The sequence below is a fragment of the Candidatus Arthromitus sp. SFB-turkey genome, from assembly GCF_001655775.1.
Classification (GTDB): domain Bacteria; phylum Bacillota; class Clostridia; order Clostridiales; family Clostridiaceae; genus Dwaynesavagella; species Dwaynesavagella gallinarum.
In genome coordinates this window covers 1-25,662 of sequence record NZ_LXFF01000002.1, presented here as the reverse complement: position 1 = coordinate 25,662, position 25,662 = coordinate 1, and the positions used below count along the sequence as shown (strand labels likewise).

The following is a 25,662-nucleotide window of genomic DNA, read 5'->3' as shown; positions in this document are numbered from 1 at the left end:
ATATTAAAAAATATTTCATTATCAGTGGTAATTTTAATACTATTTTTCTTAGATCAATTTTCAAAAATAATAGTATCAATATTTTTCAAATTTAACAATTTAACTTCAATAAATATCATACCAGATTACTTTTCAATAACTCCTCACATAAATGATGAAGGCTCTTTTATAGCATCTAGATTCAATATTGAAGCTCCATTTATAATATTTACAATTCTAAATTTTTTAATATTAATGTTGATATTTTTTCTATATAGGTTTAAACTTCAAAAAAAACAACTTAATTCTATAGAACAACTGACATTTATTTTTTTATTCTCAGGAGGATTATGTTCACTAATAGACAAACTATTCTGGGGTGGAAGTTTAGATTTTTTACACATTCATAATCTTTTCATAGCTGATATAAAAGATATATTTATAACTTTTGGTCTTGGAAGTTTTGTTTTGTCAAATATCATATCTGATGATCAAATAGAATTAAAAGATTTTTTTAACTTTATTTTAAAATCATTAAAAATTAAATAATTATATCTCTAAAGGAGGTTTCATGGATCCTAAATTTTTAATTGAATTATGTTTAATATTAGTTCTTACAAAACTTCTTGGATCTATCACAAACAAACTTAAAATAACAAATGTCGTAGGTGCCTTAATTGCAGGAATAATTTTAGGACCTTCTGTATTAAAAATAGTTTCTTACGATGTTTTTTGGGAATATGCATCTCATATTGGTGTTATATTATTAATGTTTAATGCTGGACTTGAAACTGATCTTGATCACATAAAAAAAGTAGGTTTATCATCATTTTTAATAGCTTTAATGGGAGTTATAATTCCTTTGATTATAGGTTTTTCAATAGGATATTTCATAATGAATCTATCTTATTTAGACAGTATTTTCCTTGGAATTATATTTACACCAACATCTGTTTCAATAACATCTCAAACACTTAAAGATTTAAAAGTATTTTCATCAAAATCTGGTTCTGCAATTATGGGTTCTGCAATTATTGATGATATATTAGGTGTATTTATCTTAACTTTATTTGGTGGGTCACTTGGACAAGAAGTAAAAATTCAAACAGTTATAATTGGACTAGCTTTATTCTTCATTTTTGCATTCTTAATTATAAAATTCCTTCCTCCATTTATAAATAATTTAAGTATAAATAAGGAACATAAACACAGAATGCCTCTGTATGCACTAATTTTATGTTTTGCTATTTCTTTTATAAGTGAAGAATTTTTTCATGTTACATCAATAATAGGAGCATACTTAACAGGAATTGTTTTCTCAAAATATGTTTTCCAACATACTGTTTATAAACAACTAAATTATTTAAGTTACTTTATATTTTCACCAATATTTTTTGCAAGTATAGGTATGCAAACAACACTTTCATCTTTTAATAAAACAATTATTATTTTCACAATAATATTATTTATTGGAGCTGCATTAAGCAAATTTATAGCTTGCTTTATAACATCAAAAATTTTAGGGTTTGATTCTCTTGATTCTTCTAGGATAGGTGTAGGTATGATATCCAGAGGAGAAGTAGCTTTAATTATAATGAATATTGGACTTGCAAGTGGAATTTTGAAAGAAAGTTTAATTTCACCTCTCATAATAGTTGTAATATTAACCACAATTGTAACTCCTATACTCCTCTCAAATTTATATAAAAATCACTCATATCCAAATGCAATAAAAGGATGAACTATTTAGTTCATCCTTTTATATATTCACAATATATGCATTTCCTTTTAAATACTCTATTTCTCTTTTTGTTGATGCAAACAATATTACTTGTCTATCTTTTGAATATTTTTCAAGTAACATAAGTGCCTTTTTCATTTTATCAAAATCATAAGATACAAATAAATCATCTAAAATAAAAGGTATTTCTCCCTTATCCTCATATATAAGATCTGCAATTGTAATTCTTAAAGCAAAATATATTAAATCCCACATTCCAGTATTTAAAAACTCAATTCCAAGTCTTTCCCTTAATAATAAACCACCGTTATTATTCATAACTCTATCTACTTTATTTCTTTGTACTGAATTTAAAGAATCCCTTGTTAAATATTTAATTACATAATCTATACGCATTGAAATTTCTGAAGATAAATTTTCTTTAAATTCGTAATATATATCTGTGATTTTATTAATATACATATCTACATTTGTTATTTTACTTTCTAAATAAGCTATTGTATTTTTAAGATTTATTATTTCCCCATTAATAATTTCAACTTGACGCTTATTATTATCAATATTTTCTAAATTTTGTTTTAAACTTAATATTTCTTCATCAATATTTTTAAGCTCTATTTTTAAAATATTATATTCATTATCAACTTCCTCAAAAGTCTTTTCCACAACAATATTTGAATATTCCTCAAGTGATTCCATCTCATTTATCAAATCATATTTATTTTTACCTTCTAATATATCAGATAATTCTTTATTCTTATCTTTTAAATCTTTTTCAATATTTTTCTTATGATTCAATTTAAACTCAATGTTTTCAATAAAATTTTCAATATCTTGTATGAAAATATCTTCAAAGTTAAAATCCCTTAACATCTCAATTAAAGCTTTTTCTTGTTCTCTAAAATTTTTAATTACATTTATATAAGATAAATCTCCATCTTTAAACCTAATACTAAGAGTATCAAGTTCTTCTTCAATCTTTCTAATACTTTCAACATCTTTTTTAATTTTGTAATATGTATATGGATATAATTCTTTTTCAATTTTAGATATTTGATTTTTAAGATCATAAAATTTACTTGCTTCAATATTCATATCTTTATTTTCTATATCTTTATAATCCCTAAAAATACTATAAACATATATAAGTCCCAATAAAATAAATGAAGTCAAACTTATTAAAATAATTCCATTTACATTAAGATTGAACACTGGAGCTAAAATTGTAATCAATATAGAAAAAATTATTATAAATATATACAACTTAGTATAATTCTTTTTTTGCTTACTTTTTTTAGTTCTAGAAATATTTTTAAGTAAATAACTTAATCTACCATTTCCTTTTATATCATCTATTTGATTATTTAAATCATCAATTTTTTTTATTCTTTCTGTATAAAATAATAAATTAGATTTTACAATTAAATATTTATCAAGTTCCTTATTTAAATACTCAAACCTTTCAAAAACCTTTGATTCCTCATTTAAATCCAATTTATTTACTTTCAAAATATCTTTTTTACACTCTTTATATGTATCTACTTTTTCTTTAAGAGTATCTACAAAATCTTCAGTCACACTTTTATCATCTAATTTAGGTATGTCATCATTTATATTTTTCAAATCTTGAGTAAGCTTATCAATTTCATCTTCTAAATCACAAATATTAGATACAATGGTCTTTAACTCCATATATTTGAAATATTTTCTATTAAGTTCTACAACAGAATATTCATTTATTAAATGCTCTTTTCTTCTATGTAAATCTTTCAATTTATTTTTATCCAAAGAATTTAAATATACTAATTCATTCGCTTTATGCAATTCACCATTTAATTTCAAATATTTATCATATAATTCATTTAAATTTTCAGAAATTCTTATATCTTTAATTATACTTTTTGCATTATTAATCAAATCAACCGCTTTATCAAAAGAAAACCTTTTATCAAAATTTTCTTGAATCTTAGCTATATCGTTCATAAGCTTAGAATTATTATTAAACAACACAAAATCATCTATATTTTTAACAAACATAGTTCTATGAAAAGCTTCAAATCCCATATCTAAAAATGTTTTTCCAGGTTGATCTAAATTCAAATTAAAAATTTTTTCTCCATCTGAAATACGCGTTACACTACTTGTATCTTGTGATTTTGAATTTCCAAAACTTCTCTCAATTAAATACTCAACATTATTTTTTTCAACCACAAGTTCACCCTTTGTTTTTTCCATTGTAAAAGGTGAATATCTTCTCCTAAACACACTTTTAAATACTTTTCTATCATTATCCATTCCATACAAAAAACAAACTATAAAATTTTGAATAATAGTTTTTATTTGTTTGTTTTCAGAATAAATAATATTAATTCCACTTTCTAAATTTATACTTTTTTTACTTAACAAACCAAAATTATTTATATTAATCTTTTTAATTTTCATAGAAGTACACGTCCTTGATACAAGTTAAATTATCTATTAATCCATATAAAAAATTCCAAATTGTTACATTAATAATATATTATATTAATAAATTTTATAATGCAATATTAAAGAAAAAAATAGCTATTATTTAACAAATAAGTTAAACAATAGCTATAAACTTATCCCCAAATTCTCTTATTCTTTTTAGGTCTACCTATTTTCACAATCAAAAATATAATAGCAACTATAATAAATAAAATTAAAAATAAAGCTATAAAATATATATACAAATTCTTCGCTATTATATTAAATATATTAGTCGTTATATCATACGTCTTTTCATAATCAAAGATTGAAACCTTCAAAACTCCTATTGGCTTATCTCCATTTGTAAAAATATTTATATTATCTTTTAAAACTATTTCTGTTAAAATATTTTCCTTATTATAATCATTGTCATATATATAAACATCTTCTTTCAAAATCACAGGAACTTCTTCAACTTTTTTAGAACCAAAAAAACCAAAAAGCTTATACTCTAAAGGTACATATTCAGGATAAGCACTTCCAGATTCATATAATAAAGTCTTCTCTTTTGTCCTAGCCAACTTAATTAAATTTAACATATCTTCAAAAACATATGTATCATCTGCATCATAAACGGATTTTAAAACAGTACTTATATATGTTTTACCTTCATATTCGAATGCCCCAACTAAAGTTCTTCCTGCTCTTGAGGTATAACCTGTTTTTCCACCAATCATTCCCTCAGTTCCAAGTAATTTATTAGAATTTTCATAAACTATAAGTGAACCATTAGGTAGAGAAACCGTTACATTTTTTGTACCAATAGTTTCCCGTATCCAATCATATTTTAATGCTTCTTTTAAAAGAATTGCTAAATCATATGCAGTTGAATAATGATCATCATCATGTAATCCCACGGCATTTTTAAAATTTGTATTCTTTATACCAAACTCTTTTAATTTATCGTTCATTATCTCTTCAAAAGGTTTACCTAATTCTTGAGATATATTATCCGCTACTACCTGTGCCATATCGTTTGCAGAAAATATAAGAATTGATTTCATAACAAAATCAGCACTTAATTCTTGACCAACTTCCATAGGATAATAATTTAAATTAACAGAATACTCTGGCATTTGCTTTGCAGCTTGAGTAAATACCAATACATCATTTGGTTCTTTATGTTCAGCTAATAAAATAGCTGTAATTAATTTTGTTATACTCGCAGGATACATTTTTAAATCTGCGTTTTTTCCTAAAATAACTTCATTGGTATCACCATCAATAACAACATAAGCTTCACCATAAATACGAGGATCTACATTATTATCTTCCTGAGCATTAACACTTGTAACCATAAAACTCAGAGATAAAATTAAACTTAAAATAAACTTAACCATCTTCTTATCCCCCAAAAAATTTACTAATAAAAACAACTATCCTCTTTTATTTATTACATTTTTCTTTACAAAATAATCAAAATCTTTTTCTGTTATCTCCTCCAAAGTTTTAAACTTATATCCAAAATTTTTAGCTTGAACTATAATATCTCTTACACAATTAGCTGTATTCACATTTCCATATCCATCATGCAATAAAACTATTGCTTTAGGCATATTACATAATTGATTTATTGTAGCTCTATATATAGTATTAGAATCTTTAGGATTAATTTCAGCATCTAAACCGTATACATTCCATTCTATAAAATAACATTTATCATCTAAAAACTTCTCTCTAATCTCACTTAAAACATCATTATTTAATAATTCATTATTAACTCCTCCTGGAAATCTCACAAAATTAACAGGATCTTTTAAAGTTACATTCTTTATTTTTTCTCTACAAATGTTTAAATCCTCAAAATAATCCTTAGAAGTTTTATATATTTTTCTATAATTGTGAGTATTAGTATGAGGAAGAATACACATTCCCGCTTCTTCAAGTTTTTTTACAGTATCTTTATAAATATCTACCTGATTACCAATAACAAAAAAAGTTGCTTTAACATCTTCTTCTTTTAAAATATTTAATATTTTATTTGTATTTGGACTTGGTCCATCATCAAAAGTCAAATATATAACTTTTTCTTCAATATAATCTAAATATTTTACAGAATCAACATCACTTTCAACACATCTTACCACGACCAACCTAGTCATTATAACACATATAATTGTTAATATTACAAGTTTTTTATACATTAACATTCTCCATTCTTTGGTAGTTATATTTAATTTTTCCTAATTAAACCAAAATTATTTAAAAAAATAAAAAAACGCTTAATTTTTTAAGCGTTTAAATTTACCATCATAAAAATTAACTCTCTATTATCATTTACAATTTTCTCTATATATAAATTAACATTATCTTTAATCTCTTTTACTTCCTTAACTGCTCCATCTAAAACTTTATTTAAAATATTTCTAAGATATTTAACAGAAATATCTAATTGTTTATTTTCAACTATACTTTTAAAAAATGAAATAAACTTATCTTTATCTACACTATTAAATAATTTTGAATCAATAAAACATGCCAGTGATTTAAAATTATTTTTATCAAATAAAATACTACAACTAAATGATTTATAATAAATACTACATTGATTTTCATTAAACTCATATTTTAAATTTATATTTCTACATATATCCGTAATCATATATTTATCATCTAATTTTCTAAATTTTTCTATATCAATAATTTCATTTAACAGGTTTTGATTTCTATCTAAACATAAACTTTTATTATTTTGATACTGTGAATCCAACTTAATTCCCTCCTACGTAAATACTATAACCACTACTTTATTTCCAAAGTAAAATATATGCTAACTATAAAAAATTTATTACATAATAATTTATTATGTATATTTTTAATTTTTTTAAACATTTTTTAAAAATTTATTACATAATAATTGTTTAATTTTTTAACACACTTTTTGTATAAAACTATAACAATGTGAAATAACTTAAATATATTTAAGTTTAGGAGTTTGAAACAAATGAAAACTTGTTATTGTTGTAATAAAAAAGCATTAAATATTATAAGTTTACCTTATTTTAATTTCGATTTATGTAATTTTTGTACAACCACTTATTACCATTCGTTAAAAATACTAAATAATTTCAAATAAGCAAAAAGAGAGACGCAAACGCACCTCTCTTTTTTATTTTGGCAGGGGCAGCAGGACTTGAACCCGCAACCAACGGTTTTGGAGACCGCTACTCTACCAATTGAGCTATACCCCTAAATACTTCATTAAGTATAATATATATCTTTATAAAAATCAATGTTTAAATTTTATAATTTACATAATAATCAAAAATAATTACAATTATTTTATACAATATGTGAAACGAGGTGTTTATTTGAAATATACACTATCTACAAATAATATAAACGAAACAATTTATGTTGGAAAAATTTTAGGATCATTATTAAGCTCAAAAATATTAATTGGTTTAGATGGAGACATGGGATGTGGAAAAACTCATTTAACTAAGGGAATTGCCTTAGGCCTAAACATAGAAGATAATATTAAAAGTCCTACATTTAATTTAATAAATGAATACACTAATGGGAAAATAAATCTATATCATTTTGATGTTTATAGATTAAATTCTTTGGATGAGTTATTTTTAATTGGGTTCGATGATTACATAAAAAACGATGGAATAAAAATCATAGAATGGTCATCTCTCATAAAAAATATATTACCTAAAAATACAAATTACATAAACATATGTAAATCAAATACAAATGAAAATTGCAGAACTATTAAATTTAATTTTTCAAAAGATTATGAAGAAATATTAATAAAAGCAATAAATATTTTTAATAAGGAGCTTTAAAATGTTACTTTTAACCTTAGATACAAATACAGATATATTAAGCTGTTCAATAACAAACAACGAAAAATTAATCTCTGAAATAAACATTTATAATTTAAAAAATCATTCAATAAATTCAATAAATACTATAGACCAAGTTCTTAAAAACTCCAATTTAACTTTAAATGAAATAGATGGATTTATTTTATCAAAAGGACCAGGTAGTTTTACAGGGCTAAGAATAGCATTTTCAATAATAAAAGCTTTTTCATATTCATTAAATAAACCAATGATTTCCATATCTTCATTAGACTGCCTTAATTTTAGAGAAAATTTTAATGGGATAACTTGCTCGATTATAGACGCATTGCGAGATGAAATTTACATAAATTCATTTTCTAATAAAGAATCAATCATTACTAATTCTTATGAAGGAGATATTATACACATAGACAAAATAAAAGAATATCTTGAGGAAAAACATAAAAGTATTAACGATATTTTATTTACTGGAGATGGTACAATTAAATTTGAAACACAAATAAGAAAATATTTTCCAAATTCATACATAAATAAAAAACCAATAACATCTTATGATTACGCACTTCTAGGGCTTGAAAAATTTAAATTAAACTTATTTGATAACTCAAAAATTTCTACCCCATCTTATATAAGAGTTTCTCAAGCTCAAGAAATGTTATTGAAAAAAATTTATGATTGATTCAAATAAAATTACAATAAGAGAATCTTTACCATCTGACATACAGTATATATACAAAATAAGCAAATCCTCTTTTACAAACTCTTGGAGCTTAAGTTCATATGAAGAGGATTTCAACAATATTTTCTCAAAATATTTTTCTCTATTATACGGTGATAAATTAATAGGTTTTTTAAGCATTTGGATAATAATAGATGAGATAACAATAACTAATATAGCTATAGATATAAATTATAGGGGACATGGTTTTTCAAAATATTTGTTAAATTATTTAATTAACTCATTTAAAAATTTTAATATCCTCTTAGAGGTGAGAGAATCAAATAAAATCGCTATAAATCTATATAAAAATTTTAAATTTGAAGAAATGTATAAACGGAATAATTATTATAAAAATCCAACAGAAAACGCTATAATAATGAAAAAATTCTAGGAATTATTCCTAGAATTTATTTTTTTAACTTTAGAAAATATAAATACTGTAGGTACAAAAATTATAATTGCTTTTATTATATTATATGGAACTATAGTAATCATCAAAAATTTAAATATTGTAGTTCCTTCACCAATAATTCCACTAATACTAACCCCTAAAACTTTTGCATAAACCGGAAGAATAACAAAATAATTTAATAAAACTCCTGAAACAACTAAAGCAATCATTCCAGATAAAAAGGATAAAATATACTTACCAATATCATTTTTTCTATTAAAAACAAAACTTGCAGCAAAAACAAAACAAGATCCCATTAAAAAATTTGCAAATTCTCCAACTCCAGAAGTAAAACTACCCATAATAAGAAATACTAAAATATTTTTTATACCCATTGCCAATACCCCTAAAATAGGAGAAAACATAATACCAATGAAAAATATAGGTATATCTGATAAATCAAAATCTAGAAAACTTGGAAAAATAGGTACTCTAACTCTAAAATACATAAGAACTACAGAAACCGCAACTAATATGCTAATCTTAACTTTTGTACTAAATTTAAAATTAACTCTACTATCCATTAAAACTATCTCCTAAAATAAATTTAAATTTTCATAGTTAAAGAAATTCTATTTCTTTCTATGTCTATATCTATAACTTTAACATCAACAACATCATTTAATTTTACAACATCTAAAGGATGTTTTACAAATTTATGTGACATTTGAGATTTATGCACTAATCCATCTTGATGTACACCAATATCTACAAAAGCTCCAAAATCAGAAATATTTCTTACTGTTCCAGTCAAAATCATTCCCTCTTTTAAATCTTCTATACTTAAAACTCCCTTTTTAAATATAGGTATAGGTAAATCTTCTCTTGGATCTCTTGCAGGCTTCTTTAGTTCCTTTATTATATCATCTAAAGTTATTTCTCCAATACCTAATTCACTCAAAATATCTTTTTTATTAAAATTTTTCAATCTCTCATCTAAATTATCTATTTTTCCTCTATATTTCAATTCATCTATATCAAGGTTTAATATCTCTAAAAATTTCTTAGTAGCATCATAACTTTCAGGATGTACAGAAGTATTATCAAGTCCATTATCCCCATCACTTATTCTTAAAAAACCAACACATTGTTCATAAACTTTATTTCCTAATCTTTTAACCTTTAACAATTCGTTTCTATTTTTAAATTTTCCATTTTCTTCTCTATATTTTACAATATTTTCAGCAATAGAAGAATTAATTCCAGATATATAAGACAATATAGCAGGGGTCGCTATATTTAAATCAACACCTACAGAGTTAACACAATCTTCTATAACTGTTCTTAAGGATTCTTCAAGTTTTTTAGAATTTATATCATGTTGATATTGTCCAACACCTATTGATTTAGGATCAATCTTAACAAGTTCAACCAATGGATCTTGTAATCTTCTTCCTATAGAAATTGCTCCTCTAACTGTAACATCTAAATTTGGATATTCTTTACTCGCAAGCTCTGACGCTGAATAAACAGAAGCTCCTGCTTCTGAAACTATCACATAAGATAAGTCTATATTTTTTTCATCCTTAACTTCCTGTATGACTTCTCCAATTATTTCTTCCGTTTCACGACTAGCAGTTCCATTTCCAAGAGATATTAAATTTACATTATAATCATAAATTAATTCTTTTAAAATCTTTTTACTCTCATCAACTTTTTTAAAAGGTTCATTTGGATATATAGCAGTAGATGTTAAATATTTACCCATATCATCTAAAATACAAACTTTACATCCAGTACGAAATCCTGGGTCAACAGCCATAACAAATTTACCTTTTATAGGAGGTTGCATTAATAATGCCTTTAAATTTTCTTTAAAAATAATTATAGCACCATCTTCAGCAACTTCACTTAATTCTTTACGTATTTCTCTTATTACAGATGGAATTATTAACCTTTTAAGAGAATCTTCTATAGATTCAAAAATAATTTTACTACTTTCCTTATTTTCATTTTTCATCTTAGAATAAATTTTATCTACTATTACATCTTCTTCAAAATTAACCTTAACTTTTAAAACATTTTCCTTTTCTCCTCGATTTATAGCTAGAATTCTATGAGATGGAATAGTTTTTAACTTTTCACTATACTCATAATAAATTTCATATTGAGTTCTCTCTTCACTTTCACCTTGAGTTTGTAAAATACCATTTTCAAATATGTATTCACGAATAAATTTTCTAAAATCATAATTATCAGATATAATCTCTGCTATTATATCTTTTGCCCCATTTAAAGCATCTTGTCCATTTTTTACACCTAACTCAAGATTTATATAATTTTCTGATTCTAAAAATATATCTATATTTTCATCTCCAGATAAAATAATTTCTGATAAAGGTTTTAATCCTTTTTCTTCTGCTATAATTGCGCGAGTTCTTTTTTTAGGTTTAAAAGGTCTATATATATCCTCAATTTCAACCAATGTTTTACAATCTAAAATCATCACTTTTAATTTATCAGTTAATTTTCCTTGTTCATCAATAAGCCTAATTACATTTTGTTTCTTTTCTTCAAGATTCCTTAAATATTGAAGACGTAATTCAAATTCTCTTAAAACAATATCATCAAGAGAACCTGTCATTTCTTTTCTGTAACGTGATATAAATGGCACAGTATTTCCATCATCTAACAAATTTATCACATTATCAACATATTTTTTGTCTATACTAAATTCATTAGATAAAATTTTAGAAATATCCACAATAATCCCCCTAATATTTAACGTTTTTTTAAAAAATTTTTTATGTATTTCTTTATAAAAATATCAATTTTACCATCTAAAACACCTAGAACATCAGATGTTTCTACATTTATTCTATGATCTTTTACAAGTGAATACGGATGAAGAGTATAAGATCTAATTTGACTTCCAAAACCAATCTCTTTCAAATCACCTGTTAAATCCTCAAGCTTTTCTTTATGTGTTCTATCTTTAAGCTCAATAAGCTTTGACAAAAGCATTTTCATCGCTGTTTCTTTATTAGATAATTGACTACGTTCTGTTTGACATTGCACAACTATTCCAGTTTTTAGGTGTGTTATTCTAACAGCTGATTCTGTTTTATTTACGTGCTGACCACCTGCACCACTTGCTCTATATGTATCAATTTTTAAATCACCATCATTAATTTTTATTTCTTCTACATTCTCAATCTCTGGTAAAACCTCAACTGATGCAAAAGATGTTTGACGTTTACCATTTGAATTAAAAGGAGATATCCTAACTAATCTATGAATTCCTTTTTCACTTTTTAAATACCCATAAGCATATTCTCCAGAAATTTTTAAAGTAGCACCTTTAATTCCTGCTTCATCTCCACTTATTTCTTCAACTACTTGGACCGAAAAATTATTCCCTTCTCCCCACCTAATATACATTCTCAAAAGCATTTCAGTCCAATCTTGAGCATCAACTCCACCTGCACCTGCATGTAATGTTAAAAAAGCATTATTTTTATCATACTCTCCACTTAGTAAAGTCTTAATGCTCATTTCTTCAAATGAATTTTTAAATTCAGAAAAATCATTTTTAAATATCTTTATATATTCATCGTCTTCATCATATCTTATAATTTCTAAAGATTCATCCAAGTATTTAAATGTGTTCTCCAGATTTTCAAACTCTTGAACTTTATCTTTTAAAAATTTACATTCTTTAACAATTTCTTTACTCTTATGTAAATCATTCCAAAAATTAGAATCTTCCATCATAATATCATATTCTTGAATCTGTTTTCTTAAAAAATCTACGTCAAAGAGACCTCCTAATAATTTCAAAATTTTGTTTAACACTTTTTAGCTCATTTTTAAAATATTGATAATCAAACATAATATTTCTCCCTCTATATAAAAAAAGCTGCTAAAAAGCAGCTACAAATAATTTAAGAATTTTTTCCACAACAAGCTTTATATTTTTTACCACTTCCACAAGGACAATCATCATTTCTACCAATCTTAGCTTCTTTTTTTATTGTCTTTCCTTTAACATCTGATGAAGATGCTTTATTCGTTCCCGTTTCTTTCGCAACTCTTTCTCTTTGAGGAGCCTTATCACTTCTAACATGCATTAAATATTTTATGGTATCTATCTTAATATTTCTAATCATCTCCTCAAACATAGCACTTCCCTCATATTGATATGCTTGAATGGGATCCTGTTGTTTATACGCTCTAAGACCAATACCTTGTTTTAAATGATCCATATTGTTTATATGATCCATCCACTTTAAATCAACAACTCTAAGCAAAATAACACGTTCTACTTCTCTTAACTGTTTTTCTCCAAATTCTTCTTCTTTTTTCTTATAAATCTTTTTAGCAATAGATACATACTTATCAATTATTTCTTTATGATTTAATTCTTCCAACATAGAAACTTTTATAAGCCCAACAGGAACATACAACATTTCCATATATTCAACAAGTTTTTTCAAATCACTCTCTTCTGATTCTGAATTTGGATTTGATAAATGAACATTCACTTCATAAGATACAACATCTTCAATCATCGAATGTATTTGTTCTTTTAAATTTTCACCTTCTAACACTCGAGAACGCTGAGAATAAATAATTTCCCTTTGTTTATTTATTACATCATCATATCCAAGTAAAGATTTTCTAACATCAAAATTGTTTCCTTCAACATTTTTCTGAGCATTTTCAATAGCTTTAGATACAAACTTACTTTCAATAGCATCATCATCTGAAAGACCTAACTTATCTACAACACCTTTTAATCTATCAGATCCAAAAATTCTCATTAAATCATCATCTAAACTTATATAAAATCTAGAACTTCCAGGGTCACCTTGACGTCCTGCTCTACCTTTCATTTGTCCATCAACTCTACGGGATTCAGCACGTTCAGTACCTATTATTTTCAATCCTCCAGCTTCATGAACACCTTTTCCAAGCTTTATGTCAGTACCTCTTCCAGCCATATTAGTAGCAACAGTTATCATTCCTGCTTGACCTGCTTGCGCAACAATTTCTGCTTCTTTTTCATGAGATTTTGCTGTAAGTAACTGATGCTTCATACCTTTTCTTCGCAAATAATCAGACATCTCTTCCGCTTTAGAAATACTAGGAGCAACTACCAAAACTGGCTGTCCTTTTTGATTACTTTCTTCTATATCCTTAACAATAGCCTTTATTTTCCCAGCTTCTGTTTTAAAAACTTTATCAGGATGATCTATTCTCTGAATAGGCTTATTTGTAGGTATTACCACTATATCTAAACTATAAATTTCCCTAAATTCATTTTCTTCTGTAGCTGCTGTTCCCGTCATTCCACTTAATTTTTTATACATTCTAAACAAATTCTGATATGAAATTGTTGCAAGAGTTTTGGATTCTTTCTCAACCTTTACTCCTTCTTTCGCTTCAATTGCTTGATGAAGACCATCTCCATAACGTCTTCCTTCCATAACACGTCCTGTATTATCATCAATTATCTCAACTTTACCTTCAATAACTATATAATTTTTATCTCTTTTCATAGCATAATTAGCACGTAGAGACTGTGAAACATGATGCTGAATACTCATATTTTCTGGATCTGCATAATTGTCAACTTTAAAAAACGCCTCTGCTTTTTTAACTCCATCATCAGTCAATATTACAGAATTAGTTTTTTCATCTTTTTTATAATCATCTTCTTTTAATGTCTTAGCAAAATAATCTGCTATCTTATAAAAATCAGTAGATTTATTTGCAGCTCCCGATATAATAAGCGGAGTTCTAGCATCATCTATAAGAACAGAATCTATCTCATCTATAATTACAAAATTTAATCCTCTTTGGACTTTCTCTTCTTTAAAGATAACCATATTATCTCTTAAATAATCAAACCCAAATTCGTTGTTTGTTCCATAAGTAATATCACAGGCGTATGCTTCTTGTCTTTGTTTAGATGTAATTCCATGAACTATTGGAGCAACACTAACTCCTAAAAAATCATAAATAGGTTTATTAATTTCACAATCCCTTTGAGCCAAATAATCATTAACTGTTATTATATGTACACCTTCCCCAGTAATAGAATTCAAATACGCAGGAGGTGCTGATACCAAAGTTTTTCCTTCTCCAGTTTTCATTTCAGCGATTCTTCCCTGATGAAGTACAATACCACCTATAAGCTGAACATCATAATGACGTTTACCTAGAACTCTTCTAGAAACTTCCCTAACTACTGCAAAAGCTTCAGGTAACATCTTATCAAGAGACTCACCATTTTTATATCTATCTTTAAACTCAGAAGTCTTAGATTTTAACTTCTCATCAGATAATTTTTGAATAGCCGGTTCCAAAGAATTAATTTTTTTTATGATTTTATTAATTTGCTTCAATTCCCTATCACTATATGTACCAAATATTTTTGTTAATAATCCCATTAATTTCCATCCTCACAATTACACTTCATGATTATATTATCTTAATTTTATAGCAAAATTAAACATACAATTTATATTTTTAAAAATATTTTTAAAATTTTATATTTATAATAACTAATTACAAATATTTTCCATTTATTTTATTTTTAAAAATTATATCATTTTATAAAAAATTTTTCTACCCAACAAACAAATTAAGGTGTCCTTTTATGAACACCTTAATTATAACTTTTAATATTCCGCCTCTATAATTCCATAATTACCAGATTTTCTTTTATATAACACATTAACTCCATTAGTCTCTGCATTTATAAAAACATAAAAATCATGTCCCATAAGCTCCATTTGTAAAATAGCTTCATCTTTATACATAGGTTTTATAGGAAATCTCTTAGTTTTTACAATTTTTTCCTCTTCTTCTGAATCATCAATTTCTATATTATCAAATAATATGTGCGAATTTTTTAAGTCCTTATTATCATGATACTTTTTCAATAATTTAGTTTTTTGCTTCCTAATTTGTTTATAAATTTTATCTACAACTAAATCTATAGCAACATATAAATCAGCATTTCTCTCCTGAGCCCTTAAATACATACCATTAAATATAATTGCAACTTCTATTATTTGATTATTTTTTTCAATACTTAAAGTAACTTGGGCTTCTAATTCCTCTGAAAAATACTTATCTAATCTAGATAATTTTCTACATATACTATCCTCTAATGCATCAGTAACTTGAATGTTTCTTCCATGAATAACAATTTTCATGCTAAGCCCCCCTAATATATAAAATAAAGCTAGTTGACCTGGTCTTTTCCCCCACACTCGCCTGCTGGAGATTTCGCTAATAAAAATTAATTCCTCACTACTAACCCTCTCATTTTATAAATGGCAGGTCTTACCTCTAAGCCGCACCATGATAATTAAAAAATTTTTTTAATTTACGTGGATCGTTTTGCCTGCGACTGGCATCGATTTTCAACCACAAACCTAGCTTTACTTTATTTTAAATTAAAGTTTTTGCAATTGTCAATACACTTACTTTTGTTTTAGAACTACTTTTTTTAATCACTTTAGAAACTTCATTCAAAGTGCTATATGTCGTTGCCACATCATCAATTATTAAAAGTGATTTGTCTTCCAATTTATCTAATTTACCCTCTATAAAAAATTTACCTTTAACATTTAAACTTCTATCCCGTGATCCCATCCTTTTTTGATCATAATTCTTTCCTTTACATGAAACAACTTTTATGAAGGGAACATTTAAATTTTTACTCAAAAATTTAGTTAAAAACCTGCTTTGATCAAAACCTTCTTTTTTAATTTTGTTAATATCTCTCGGGACATATGTTAAATAATCAAATTTTAAGTTACTCTTCTTTATGTAATCACTTAATATATTTCCTAAATATTCTCCACAATAAAAATTTTTATGAACCTTAAAATTATATATTATATTTTTAATAGCTCCACTATAATAACAAACATAGTTTGCATCAAAATCATCAAAATATTTTTTATCTAAACATTCATTAAAACTAATATCATTTAGACAATCTTCACATATAAATCCTTTATTTATTTCACTTAAACATCCAACACATAAAAATAATCTAGGATAAATTGAATCTAATATTTTCTCAAGCCAAACTCCCAAAGTCTCTTATTATAACTCCTTGAAATTCTTTTTGCCGTAAGTATTTCCATATTTTCATAATTAGATACAAAAATGACTTCATTTTTACAATCTTTTAAAAAATTAGACATTCCACATAAACTCAATAAATTCTTATAATTGAAAACTCTATCAGAAGCAAAAAACACAACAATATTAAAATTATGTACTTTAGATTTATCCTTAAAAATAAATTCTTGAAATTCATTAAAAAAACAAATTGAAGTTATATAAATATAAGAATTTAATTTTACATTACTCTCAAAATCACAAAAAGATTTAAAATTATTATCAATAAAAACGTTGTTTAACTTAGATGAAAAAGATACATATTTTTTCATATAACTATACACGTTTTTACTAGAATCACTATCTTTTGTAATTAATATAACCTTAGTTTCATTTAACATAAACCATTCTAAAAATTCAAAAACAACATGTGGCATATCATAATTTAAATCAATTTTCGTTTGAATACTTCTTGGTTCTTTAAATAAAACCAACTCATCATTGATTTCATAAATCTTATTATTTGTCAATAACTCACTCATACTTAAAATAATTTTCTTATTAGATGAAATATTTTTCAAAAACGGCAGCACAAAAGAATCTTCAATAACTGAAATTCCACTTATATCATCAAATATAACCAAATCAAAATTTATCTTACTATCAAAAGATGATAATGGGGTAGAAAAAATTAAATTTTCAAAATTCACACTATATTCATTCAATTTATTTTTAATATATATTTCATTATGAGTTATATATAAAATTTTTTTCCTATAACCTAACAACCTAACTAAAAAAGAAACAATTAGTTTTAAATCATAAAATGGATGTGATACAACATTAAAAAATTCATCTTTTGAATCAAAAAACCATTTAATTAACTTTCTATAATTGTAATCAACTTCTCTTTTTATATTATCTATTAAAATTTTATACTCCCCCTAATTTTTTTCTAACAAATTAACAATTTCATTAAATAAATATTTCAAGGATGAATATCTAATCGTAGAAGATGTATTTCTAACCATATACATTAAAGCATTAATATCTCCAACTAATATAACACAACGTTTAGCTCTTGTAACAGCAGTATATAAAATATTTCTATTCATTAAAATATTTGTAAACCTAAAAATAGGAATAATAACAATGGGAAATTCACTTCCTTGACTTTTATGTACAGTTATAGCGTAAGCATGCTCTATTTCACTTAAATTTGTTTTATCATATTTAAAAATCTTGTTTCCATCATAAAGAACATTAATATTTTTTTCATTTACATCTATTATGTATCCAATATCTCCATTAAATACTCCTTTAATTTGTTCTCCATCTTTTACATAATATCCTAAAAGCTCATAATTATTTTTTATCTGCATGACCTTATCTCCAACCCTATATGAATTTCCTAAAAAAATCATTTCATTTTTATCACTGCTCTTAGGATTTATACTTTCTTGAAATACTAAATTTAAATTATTTACACCCAAAATTCCTTTTCTTATAGGAGATAACACCTGTATATCTTTTAAAATATCTATATCATAGGAAAAAAATTTAGGTATACGCTTTAATACAAGCTCTTTTAAAATATCACAAATTTCATTTTCATTGTTGTTTTTTAAAATATAAAAATCCCCATCTTTTTTATTTAATATAAGCTCTTCACCATTATTTATTTTATGTGCATTTAAAACTATATAGCTATTTTCCTTTTGTCTATAAATCTTATTTAATCTCGAAACTGGAAAAATACCACTATTTATTATATCTTTTAAAAAATTACCTGGTCCAACAGAAGGTAATTGATCTATATCACCAACTATTATAATTTTTGTTCCAATACCTAAAGAATTAAATAATTTACTACCTAAAAGTACATCTATCATTGATGCTTCATCTATGATTATAACATCACATTTAATTGTATTTTTATCACTTTTTCCAACAAAATTAAATTCATCATCCTCAGTACTTGAAATTTCCAAAACTCTGTGAATTGTCTTCGCTTCAAAACCTGTTGTTTCCATCATTCTTTTTGCTGCTCTACCTGTTGGGGCAACCATTATTGTTTTAAAACCTCTTTTAATAAATACATTTAAAATAAATTTTATTATAGTTGTTTTTCCTGTTCCTGGACCACCAGTTATAATATGTACACTATTATTTACACTTTTAGTTAAAGCCTCAACTTGGTCATCGGAAAATTTTAATGAATTTTCCTTTTCAAAAATCTCAATTTCTTTTTTTACATCAATATTAAAATTATTTTTCTTGTATATATATAATCTAATTAAACTCGAACATATTTCATATTCTGCCATGTATATATTAGTCAAAAAAACACATCTTATTTCGTTATCTTCATTTTTAAATGTTTTTTCTATTATAAATCCTTTACTTAAAATTTCATCATATACATCAGAAATTTTCTTTTCTTCAACTAAAAGTAATTCTTTAGATAGACATATTAATTCATTATAAGGTAAAAAAGTATTTCCAAACTTCAAACGCTCTTTTAACACGTAAATTATTCCATGTTTAATCCTATTAAATGAATCTTGTAAAATATTTAATTTTTTACCAATAGCATCTGCCTTTTTAAAACCAAACCCTTGCAATTTATCAATTAACACATAAGGATCATCTTTTACAACATCAACTGACGATTCATAAAAAATATTATATATTTTATTTGAATTATTCAAGGAAAATCCTAATTTCGTAAGCTCTAAAATTATTTCCTTATCATTTATTCTTCCACTAAGAGCACTTTTAATTTCTAAAAACTTCTTATTACCAATACCTTCAACCTCTTTAAGTTTATCTATATCATTATTTATAATATCTAATGTATTTACTCCAAATTTTTCAACAATTTTTTTTGCAGTCTTAACACCAATACCAACAAATAAAGATGAGGATAAATATTTTTCAATTTCTTTTTCATTAACTAAAGTTAATTTTTCAATAAGTGAAACCTTAAATCTCTCTCCATATTTAGGATTTATTTCAAAATTTCCATGAGCACATATTCGATCATCAATTTGTATATCATCATAATCACAAACACATATAATTTCTTTGTTATCATCACACAAAATTTTAAATATAGAAAATCTATCAGAAATATATATAATATCTCTAATAGTTCCAATTATTTTTTCCATATATACCCTCATAACAAATTTTCAAAAATACTATAGAATTATATCACAAATATAGAAATCATTTTATTTGACATAAATAATTATTAAAATTACAATAATCAAAAAGGAGTTGAAATTTTGTTAATTAAAAATGTAAAAATAATATTTCCTGATTCTATAATCCCTGGAAGCATAATAATACAAAACAACAAAATTTATAAAATATTTTTAAATCACACTCCAAAATATGATGGAGATATTTTAGATGGCGAAAATCTTTATTTATCACCTGGATTTATAGATATACACATACACGGTGCATATGGATGTGACACAATGGACGCCACTTGTGAAAGTTTAAAAAAGATTTCTCAAGCTATATTAAAACATGGCGTTACTTCATTTCTTCCAACTACAATGACATGTTCGAAAGAAGATATACGAAATGCTATTAAAAACGTATATTTAGTCATGAAAGAAAAATCAACAGTAAACAATATTTTAGGAGTACATTTAGAAGGTCCATTTATAAATAAAAACAAAATTGGTGCACAAAACCCAAATTATTTATTAGAACCTTCAATTGATAATTTTAAAGATATTGCTGAAGATTATGAAGAAATTATAAAAATAGTTACCCTAGCTCCAGAAATAGAAGGTGCACAAAATCTAATACAATATTTGCATAAAAAAAATATAGTTGTTTCAATAGGTCATACTGATGCAAAATATGAAGAAGCTATGGAAGGAATAAAAAATGGAGTTTCCCATGCAACACACCTTTTTAATGCAATGACTCCATTTAATCACAGAGATCCTGGAGCTGTTGGAGCAATACTAAATTCTAACATTACTGCAGAATGTATATTAGATGGAATACATATACATTATGCTTCACTTGATATAGCATTAAAAATAAAATCAAGTGATAAAATAATTTTAATAACTGATGCAATGAGTGCTTGCTGTATGAAAGATGGAAAGTATTCTCTAGGCGGTCAAGAAGTTATTGTTAAAGATTCTGCAGCAAGATTAAATAACGGTGTACTTGCCGGTTCTGTATTAACCTTAGATAAAGCAGTTAGAAATGTAAAAAATAATTTAAATATACCACTATATGAAATAATAAAATTACTTACAATAAACCCATCAAAAGTATGTGGTACAGATTCAACTAAAGGAATCATAAAAGAAAATTATGATGCAGATTTAATTTTATTTGATGAAGATATAAATATAAAACATGTATTTGTAAATGGTAAAAAAATAGAAAGTACTAGCTAAAAACTAGTACTTTCTATTTATTAATTAGTACCTTAATTTCATCAACCTTATCTAATCTCTCCCAAGGAAGATCTAAGTCATTTCTTCCAAAATGTCCATAAGAAGAAACTTGTCTATATATAGGACGCCTCAAATCCAAATTTTCTATTAAACTTCCAGGACTTAAATCAAATACTTTATTTATTATTTCATAAATATCACTTTTACTTACTTTCTCAGTTCCAAAAGTTTCAACAAACAAAGATACTGGATTAGCGACACCTATTGCATAAGCTAATTGAATTTCAATTTTATCACAAATTCCAGAAGCAACAATATTTTTAGCTACCCATCTAGCTCCATAAGCTGCAGTTCTATCCACTTTAGTTGGATCTTTACCAGAAAAAGCACCTCCACCATGCCTTGAAAATCCACCATAAGTATCAACAATTATTTTCCTTCCAGTAAGACCACTATCACCATGTGGACCTCCAATAACAAATCTTCCTGTTGGATTTACAAAATATTTAACCTTATCATCTAATAAATTTTCAGGAATAACAGATTTTATAACATGCTCCATTAAATCTTTTTTTATAGTATCCTGTGATGTATTTTCATCATGTTGAGTTGAAATTAAAATTGTATCTATCCTAACAGGCACATCACCATCATACTCAACTGTAACTTGAGTTTTTCCATCAGGTCTTAAGTAATTTAAAATTCCTAATTTTCTAACTTCTGAAAGTCTTTTTGACAATTTATGAGCTAGTACTATAGGAAGAGGCATATATTCTTCTGTTTCATTTGTAGCATATCCGAACATAATACCTTGATCGCCTGCTCCTAAAAATTGATTTTCATCAGAAACATCATTTCTTTTTTCAAATGATTCATTTACTCCCACTGCAATATCAGGTGATTGTCCATGTATAAAATTGGCAATAGCACAAGTATTACAATCAAATCCATACTCACCTTTATTATATCCTATATCATTAACAATACTTCTTACTAAACTTTGGATATCTACATAACAACTAGTTGTTATTTCTCCCATAACATTTATAATTCCTGTAGTAGCACTAACCTCACAAGCAACCCTCGCCAATGGATCTTTAGATAAAATAAAATCTAATATACCGTCTGATATTTGATCACAAATTTTATCTGGATGTCCTTCTGTAACAGATTCAGATGTAAATAATCTCTTCATTAAAATCAACACACCTCTTCAAAAATAAATTTTTTCAAAAAACAAAAATAACCCTAAGCACTAAGCAAAGGATTAATAAAAAAATGGAGCTGGTAATAGGACTTGAACCTACAACCTGCTGATTACAAGTCAGCTGCTCTACCAATTGAGCTATACCAGCAAAATGTGGTGGGCACAACAGGGATCGAACCTGTGACCTCCTGCTTGTAAGGCAGATGCTCTCCCAGCTGAGCTATGCGCCCATTATTGGTGGAGGAAGTTGGATTCGAACCAACGAAGTCGAAAGACAACAGATTTACAGTCTGCCCCCTTTGGCCGCTCGGGAATTCCTCCGTAACTTGGAGCTGGTAATAGGACTTGAACCTACAACCTGCTGATTACAAGTCAGCTGCTCTACCAATTGAGCTATACCAGCAACACCACTCAACAATTGGTATTATATTATATTTTAATTTATTTTTCAAGAATTATACTAATTATTTTTTTTAATATATATATATTTTTTCTTAATTTTTCACCAATTATCTTTATATTGTTATACAATCTTAATTTTCTCCACTGCTATATTTCATTTTAGTAGCTTTACCACCTCTTATATGTCTCTCAGCTTTATTTAAATCCAATATATGTTTAGCTTCTTTTGCTATAATAGGATTAATTTTAGGAAGTCGTTCTGTCATATCTTTATGTATAGTACTTTTACTAACTCCAAAAGCCATAGCTGTTTTTCTTATAGTAGATTTTGAATCTATTATGTATTTTGCAACTCCTAAAACTCTTTCCTCAATATAATCTTTCATAATTTCCTCTACCTTCTTTTAAAAGTAGTTATTTAGTCAAAAATGACTAAATAACTATTTAAAATTTATATATTCAGATGGATTTACTTCCTCATTGTTTAGATACATTACAAAATTAAGATGTGCACCATAATCTTCATTAGAATAATTTCCTGAAGAATTACCAACTGTAGCTATAACTTCTCCTTTTCTAACTTTTTGACCGATTACAACCTTAACTTCCTCATCTAAATTCGTATACATAGTCTTAAAACCATCTTCATGTTTTATAACTATGTACTCACCACGTTCAGTTAAATCATTATCTATTTTTTCAACAACACCATCTAAAACTGATACAACAGATGATCCAATTTCAGCTTTAAAATCTATACCTTCTCTGGTTCTCCATGTATTTAAAGTCTTAGAATATATTGTATCGTTTGTATACTCTCTTATAACCGCTCCCTCTACAGGACTTACAAATGAAATATTACCACTAGTAGAAACTTGCGCACTCTCCTCATTTGTTTCCATTGCTATATTTTTTTCAGTAGAATTTTCTACACTCTCATTGTTTAATTGTGCTAAATCATTGTTAGATGAATCATTAGTTGCTAATTCATTTTTATTATCTAATTCATCAGATTTTTCTTTGTTAATATCAATTTCTTGTTTATCTAATACATTATCGTCTTTTACTTGAACAGCATTATCTATTATATTTTCATTCACATTTAATTCTTGCTCAAATCCAGTGCTATTTTGTGAAATCTCAGATTTTCCAAATTCATTTTGAGATTTATCTGCTTTTGATGGCGTGCTTGTTAAATACATTATAAAAATTATAAATAATGTTATACCCACAAATACAAATAAATTAAATTTTTCTTTCTTACCAAATATTTTTGATTTTCTATAATTACTCAATTAAAACACCTCCATTCTAATTTTGTCCATTATTTAGAAAAACATACAAATTATTGAAAATATTTTTAAAAAACTAAAATAGACTCTTTTAAAAAGAGCCTATTTTAATTTCAACACCTGTATAATAATGCTTTAATATTTCATCATAAGTATATCCAAGCTCAGCCATTTTCCCAGCACCCCACTGAGAAAGTCCAACTCCATGTCCATAACCTTTAACATTAATAAATATATCTTCACCTTTTTTTTCCATAACAATATTACTTGAATTCAAACCAAATAAATATCTAAAATCCAGTCCCCTAATTACTTCATTACCTAATCTTATTTTCTCTATAGATCCCGATGTTGTATAATCGACAATTTCAATATCATCAAAATTCTTAACATTTGCATTTTCATAATTATCATTTATTTTATTTAAAAATTCCTTTTCTTTAAAAACATATTCCTTACTAGCATTTGGAGCATCTTGATCAAATTTACTGTCTACCGATTTTAAATATGGTTCAGAAAATGAAAATACTTCAGAAGCTTCCTCAGTAACTCCACTAGATACAGCAAAATATAATGCATTTTTTACAATATTTCCATTATAAAATAACACTTCACCTCTTGTTTCATTTAAAGCTTTTCTTATTTTAGAAATGTATTCATCTACTTTACTTCCAAATTTATTTTCATAATCTTCTTCATCAATATACGCTTGAGAATGAACTGTATCACAAACATCTGCTACGTTATGTATTTTATTTTCACTTAAAATTTTACTAACTGCATAGGTTCTCGAAGCAACCGCCTGAGCTTTTAAAGCCTCCATATCAAATTTTGCAGGCATTTCCGCAACCAAAACACCTTCTAAATATTTTTCTAAATCAATTTCTTCTACATTATCAGTTTCATGTCTATACAATTTTATTTTCAGATTATTTTCTTCTAAATTCTCAAATTCTTTAGAAAAACTTTTATCCAAATTTATAACCAATAAAGGTAAACTAAAAATTATAATAATAAATATA

Annotated in this window: 22 protein-coding genes and 5 tRNA genes; 6 read left to right on the top strand and 21 right to left on the bottom strand. The window is 25.7% G+C overall.

Annotation, left to right across the window (positions count from 1 at the left end; genetic code table 11):
- Positions 1 to 528, top strand: a 528-nt coding sequence (locus tag A6P36_RS00140) for a signal peptidase II (protein ID WP_066760156.1), incomplete at its 5' end; no start/stop codon positions are given.
- 22 nt (positions 529 to 550) lie between these two features.
- Entirely contained in the window at positions 551 to 1,720 is a 1,170-nt protein-coding gene (locus A6P36_RS00135) for a cation:proton antiporter (protein ID WP_066760147.1), read from the top strand.
- Positions 1,721 to 1,738: 18 nt separating this feature from the next.
- Here A6P36_RS00135 and A6P36_RS08160 read toward each other — a convergent pair whose 3' ends face one another.
- The 5 genes from A6P36_RS08160 to A6P36_RS00110 all read right to left on the bottom strand — a co-directional run bounded on the left by A6P36_RS08160 (position 1,739) and on the right by A6P36_RS00110 (position 7,422).
- The gene (locus A6P36_RS08160; protein ID WP_066760146.1) at positions 1,739 to 4,162 is read right to left on the bottom strand and encodes an ATP-binding protein; all 2,424 of its coding nucleotides are present in this window, start codon (positions 4,160 to 4,162) and stop codon (positions 1,739 to 1,741) included.
- 161 nt (positions 4,163 to 4,323) lie between these two features.
- Positions 4,324 to 5,571 carry a D-alanyl-D-alanine carboxypeptidase family protein gene (locus A6P36_RS00125; protein ID WP_066760154.1) on the bottom strand — a complete coding sequence of 416 codons (1,248 nt, stop codon included), beginning with the start codon at positions 5,569 to 5,571 and terminating at the stop codon, positions 4,324 to 4,326.
- Between the two features lie 36 nt (positions 5,572 to 5,607).
- Complete coding sequence (locus A6P36_RS00120; RefSeq protein ID WP_066760144.1) at positions 5,608 to 6,375, bottom strand: polysaccharide deacetylase family protein; 768 nt, start codon at positions 6,373 to 6,375, stop codon at positions 5,608 to 5,610.
- Positions 6,376 to 6,461: 86 nt separating this feature from the next.
- Positions 6,462 to 6,941, bottom strand: coding sequence for a hypothetical protein (locus tag A6P36_RS00115; protein WP_066760142.1), 480 nt, complete (start codon positions 6,939 to 6,941; stop codon positions 6,462 to 6,464).
- Between the two features lie 405 nt (positions 6,942 to 7,346).
- Positions 7,347 to 7,422: transfer RNA gene (locus A6P36_RS00110), tRNA-Trp, on the bottom strand.
- Positions 7,423 to 7,542: 120 nt separating this feature from the next.
- Here A6P36_RS00110 and tsaE point away from each other — a divergent pair.
- From tsaE to rimI, 3 genes are read left to right on the top strand one after another with little or no spacing between them, the layout of a single operon-like run.
- Positions 7,543 to 8,025 carry a tRNA (adenosine(37)-N6)-threonylcarbamoyltransferase complex ATPase subunit type 1 TsaE gene (gene tsaE / locus A6P36_RS00105; RefSeq protein WP_066760137.1) on the top strand — a complete coding sequence of 161 codons (483 nt, stop codon included), beginning with the start codon at positions 7,543 to 7,545 and terminating at the stop codon, positions 8,023 to 8,025.
- Position 8,026: 1 nt separating this feature from the next.
- Positions 8,027 to 8,725, top strand: a complete 699-nt coding sequence (gene tsaB, locus A6P36_RS00100; protein ID WP_066760135.1) for a tRNA (adenosine(37)-N6)-threonylcarbamoyltransferase complex dimerization subunit type 1 TsaB — start codon at positions 8,027 to 8,029, stop codon at positions 8,723 to 8,725.
- Positions 8,718 to 9,158 (top strand): ribosomal protein S18-alanine N-acetyltransferase, encoded by a 441-nt coding sequence (rimI, locus tag A6P36_RS00095; protein ID WP_066760130.1) that lies wholly within the window; start codon positions 8,718 to 8,720, stop codon positions 9,156 to 9,158. Before tsaB ends, rimI begins: the two co-directional genes overlap by 8 nt.
- Here rimI and A6P36_RS00090 read toward each other — a convergent pair.
- From A6P36_RS00090 to recD2, 8 genes are all read right to left on the bottom strand, one after another.
- Positions 9,155 to 9,742: an ECF transporter S component gene (locus A6P36_RS00090; protein WP_066760128.1), complete on the bottom strand. Its 588-nt coding sequence runs from the start codon at positions 9,740 to 9,742 to the stop codon at positions 9,155 to 9,157. The genes rimI and A6P36_RS00090 overlap by 4 nt on opposite strands.
- A 23-nt stretch (positions 9,743 to 9,765) precedes the next feature.
- Entirely contained in the window at positions 9,766 to 11,925 is a 2,160-nt protein-coding gene (locus tag A6P36_RS00085; RefSeq protein ID WP_066760126.1) for a Tex family protein, read from the bottom strand.
- 14 nt (positions 11,926 to 11,939) lie between these two features.
- On the bottom strand, positions 11,940 to 13,013 hold the full coding sequence (gene prfB / locus A6P36_RS00080) for a peptide chain release factor 2 (RefSeq protein ID WP_156507941.1): 1,074 nt from the start codon (positions 13,011 to 13,013) through the stop codon (positions 11,940 to 11,942).
- 89 nt (positions 13,014 to 13,102) lie between these two features.
- Entirely contained in the window at positions 13,103 to 15,613 is a 2,511-nt protein-coding gene (gene secA / locus A6P36_RS00075; protein ID WP_066760124.1) for a preprotein translocase subunit SecA, read from the bottom strand.
- Between the two features lie 231 nt (positions 15,614 to 15,844).
- Positions 15,845 to 16,384, bottom strand: a complete 540-nt coding sequence (hpf, locus tag A6P36_RS00070) for a ribosome hibernation-promoting factor, HPF/YfiA family (RefSeq protein ID WP_066760122.1) — start codon at positions 16,382 to 16,384, stop codon at positions 15,845 to 15,847.
- 238 nt (positions 16,385 to 16,622) lie between these two features.
- The gene (locus A6P36_RS00065) at positions 16,623 to 17,276 is read right to left on the bottom strand and encodes a ComF family protein (protein ID WP_066760151.1); all 654 of its coding nucleotides are present in this window, start codon (positions 17,274 to 17,276) and stop codon (positions 16,623 to 16,625) included.
- Positions 17,249 to 18,013 (bottom strand): hypothetical protein, encoded by a 765-nt coding sequence (locus tag A6P36_RS00060; RefSeq protein WP_242861581.1) that lies wholly within the window; start codon positions 18,011 to 18,013, stop codon positions 17,249 to 17,251. Before A6P36_RS00060 ends, A6P36_RS00065 begins: the two co-directional genes overlap by 28 nt.
- A 234-nt stretch (positions 18,014 to 18,247) precedes the next feature.
- The gene (recD2, locus tag A6P36_RS00055; protein ID WP_066760118.1) at positions 18,248 to 20,476 is read right to left on the bottom strand and encodes an SF1B family DNA helicase RecD2; all 2,229 of its coding nucleotides are present in this window, start codon (positions 20,474 to 20,476) and stop codon (positions 18,248 to 18,250) included.
- Positions 20,477 to 20,593: 117 nt separating this feature from the next.
- Here recD2 and nagA point away from each other — a divergent pair, with 117 nt between their 5' ends.
- Complete coding sequence (gene nagA / locus A6P36_RS00050; protein ID WP_066760116.1) at positions 20,594 to 21,739, top strand: N-acetylglucosamine-6-phosphate deacetylase; 1,146 nt, start codon at positions 20,594 to 20,596, stop codon at positions 21,737 to 21,739.
- Between the two features lie 13 nt (positions 21,740 to 21,752).
- Here the strand turns inward: nagA and metK are convergent, their stop codons facing one another.
- The 8 genes from metK to spoIID form a co-directional block, all read right to left on the bottom strand.
- Positions 21,753 to 22,934, bottom strand: coding sequence for a methionine adenosyltransferase (metK, locus tag A6P36_RS00045; protein WP_066760114.1), 1,182 nt, complete (start codon positions 22,932 to 22,934; stop codon positions 21,753 to 21,755).
- An 84-nt stretch (positions 22,935 to 23,018) separates the two neighbouring features.
- Positions 23,019 to 23,094: transfer RNA gene (locus A6P36_RS00040), tRNA-Thr, on the bottom strand.
- 6 nt (positions 23,095 to 23,100) lie between these two features.
- Positions 23,101 to 23,176, bottom strand: a tRNA-Val gene (locus A6P36_RS00035).
- A gap of 5 nt (positions 23,177 to 23,181) precedes the next feature.
- Positions 23,182 to 23,267 (bottom strand) — tRNA-Tyr (locus A6P36_RS00030).
- A 6-nt stretch (positions 23,268 to 23,273) separates the two neighbouring features.
- A tRNA-Thr gene (locus A6P36_RS00025) sits at positions 23,274 to 23,349 on the bottom strand.
- Positions 23,350 to 23,479: 130 nt separating this feature from the next.
- Entirely contained in the window at positions 23,480 to 23,734 is a 255-nt protein-coding gene (gene spoIIID / locus A6P36_RS00020) for a sporulation transcriptional regulator SpoIIID (protein WP_066760113.1), read from the bottom strand.
- Positions 23,735 to 23,788: 54 nt separating this feature from the next.
- The gene (locus A6P36_RS00015) at positions 23,789 to 24,643 is read right to left on the bottom strand and encodes a M23 family metallopeptidase (protein WP_066760111.1); all 855 of its coding nucleotides are present in this window, start codon (positions 24,641 to 24,643) and stop codon (positions 23,789 to 23,791) included.
- Between the two features lie 88 nt (positions 24,644 to 24,731).
- On the bottom strand, positions 24,732 to 25,661 hold the full coding sequence (gene spoIID, locus A6P36_RS00010) for a stage II sporulation protein D (protein ID WP_082917489.1): 930 nt from the start codon (positions 25,659 to 25,661) through the stop codon (positions 24,732 to 24,734).
- Between the last annotated feature and the right edge of the window lies 1 nt (position 25,662).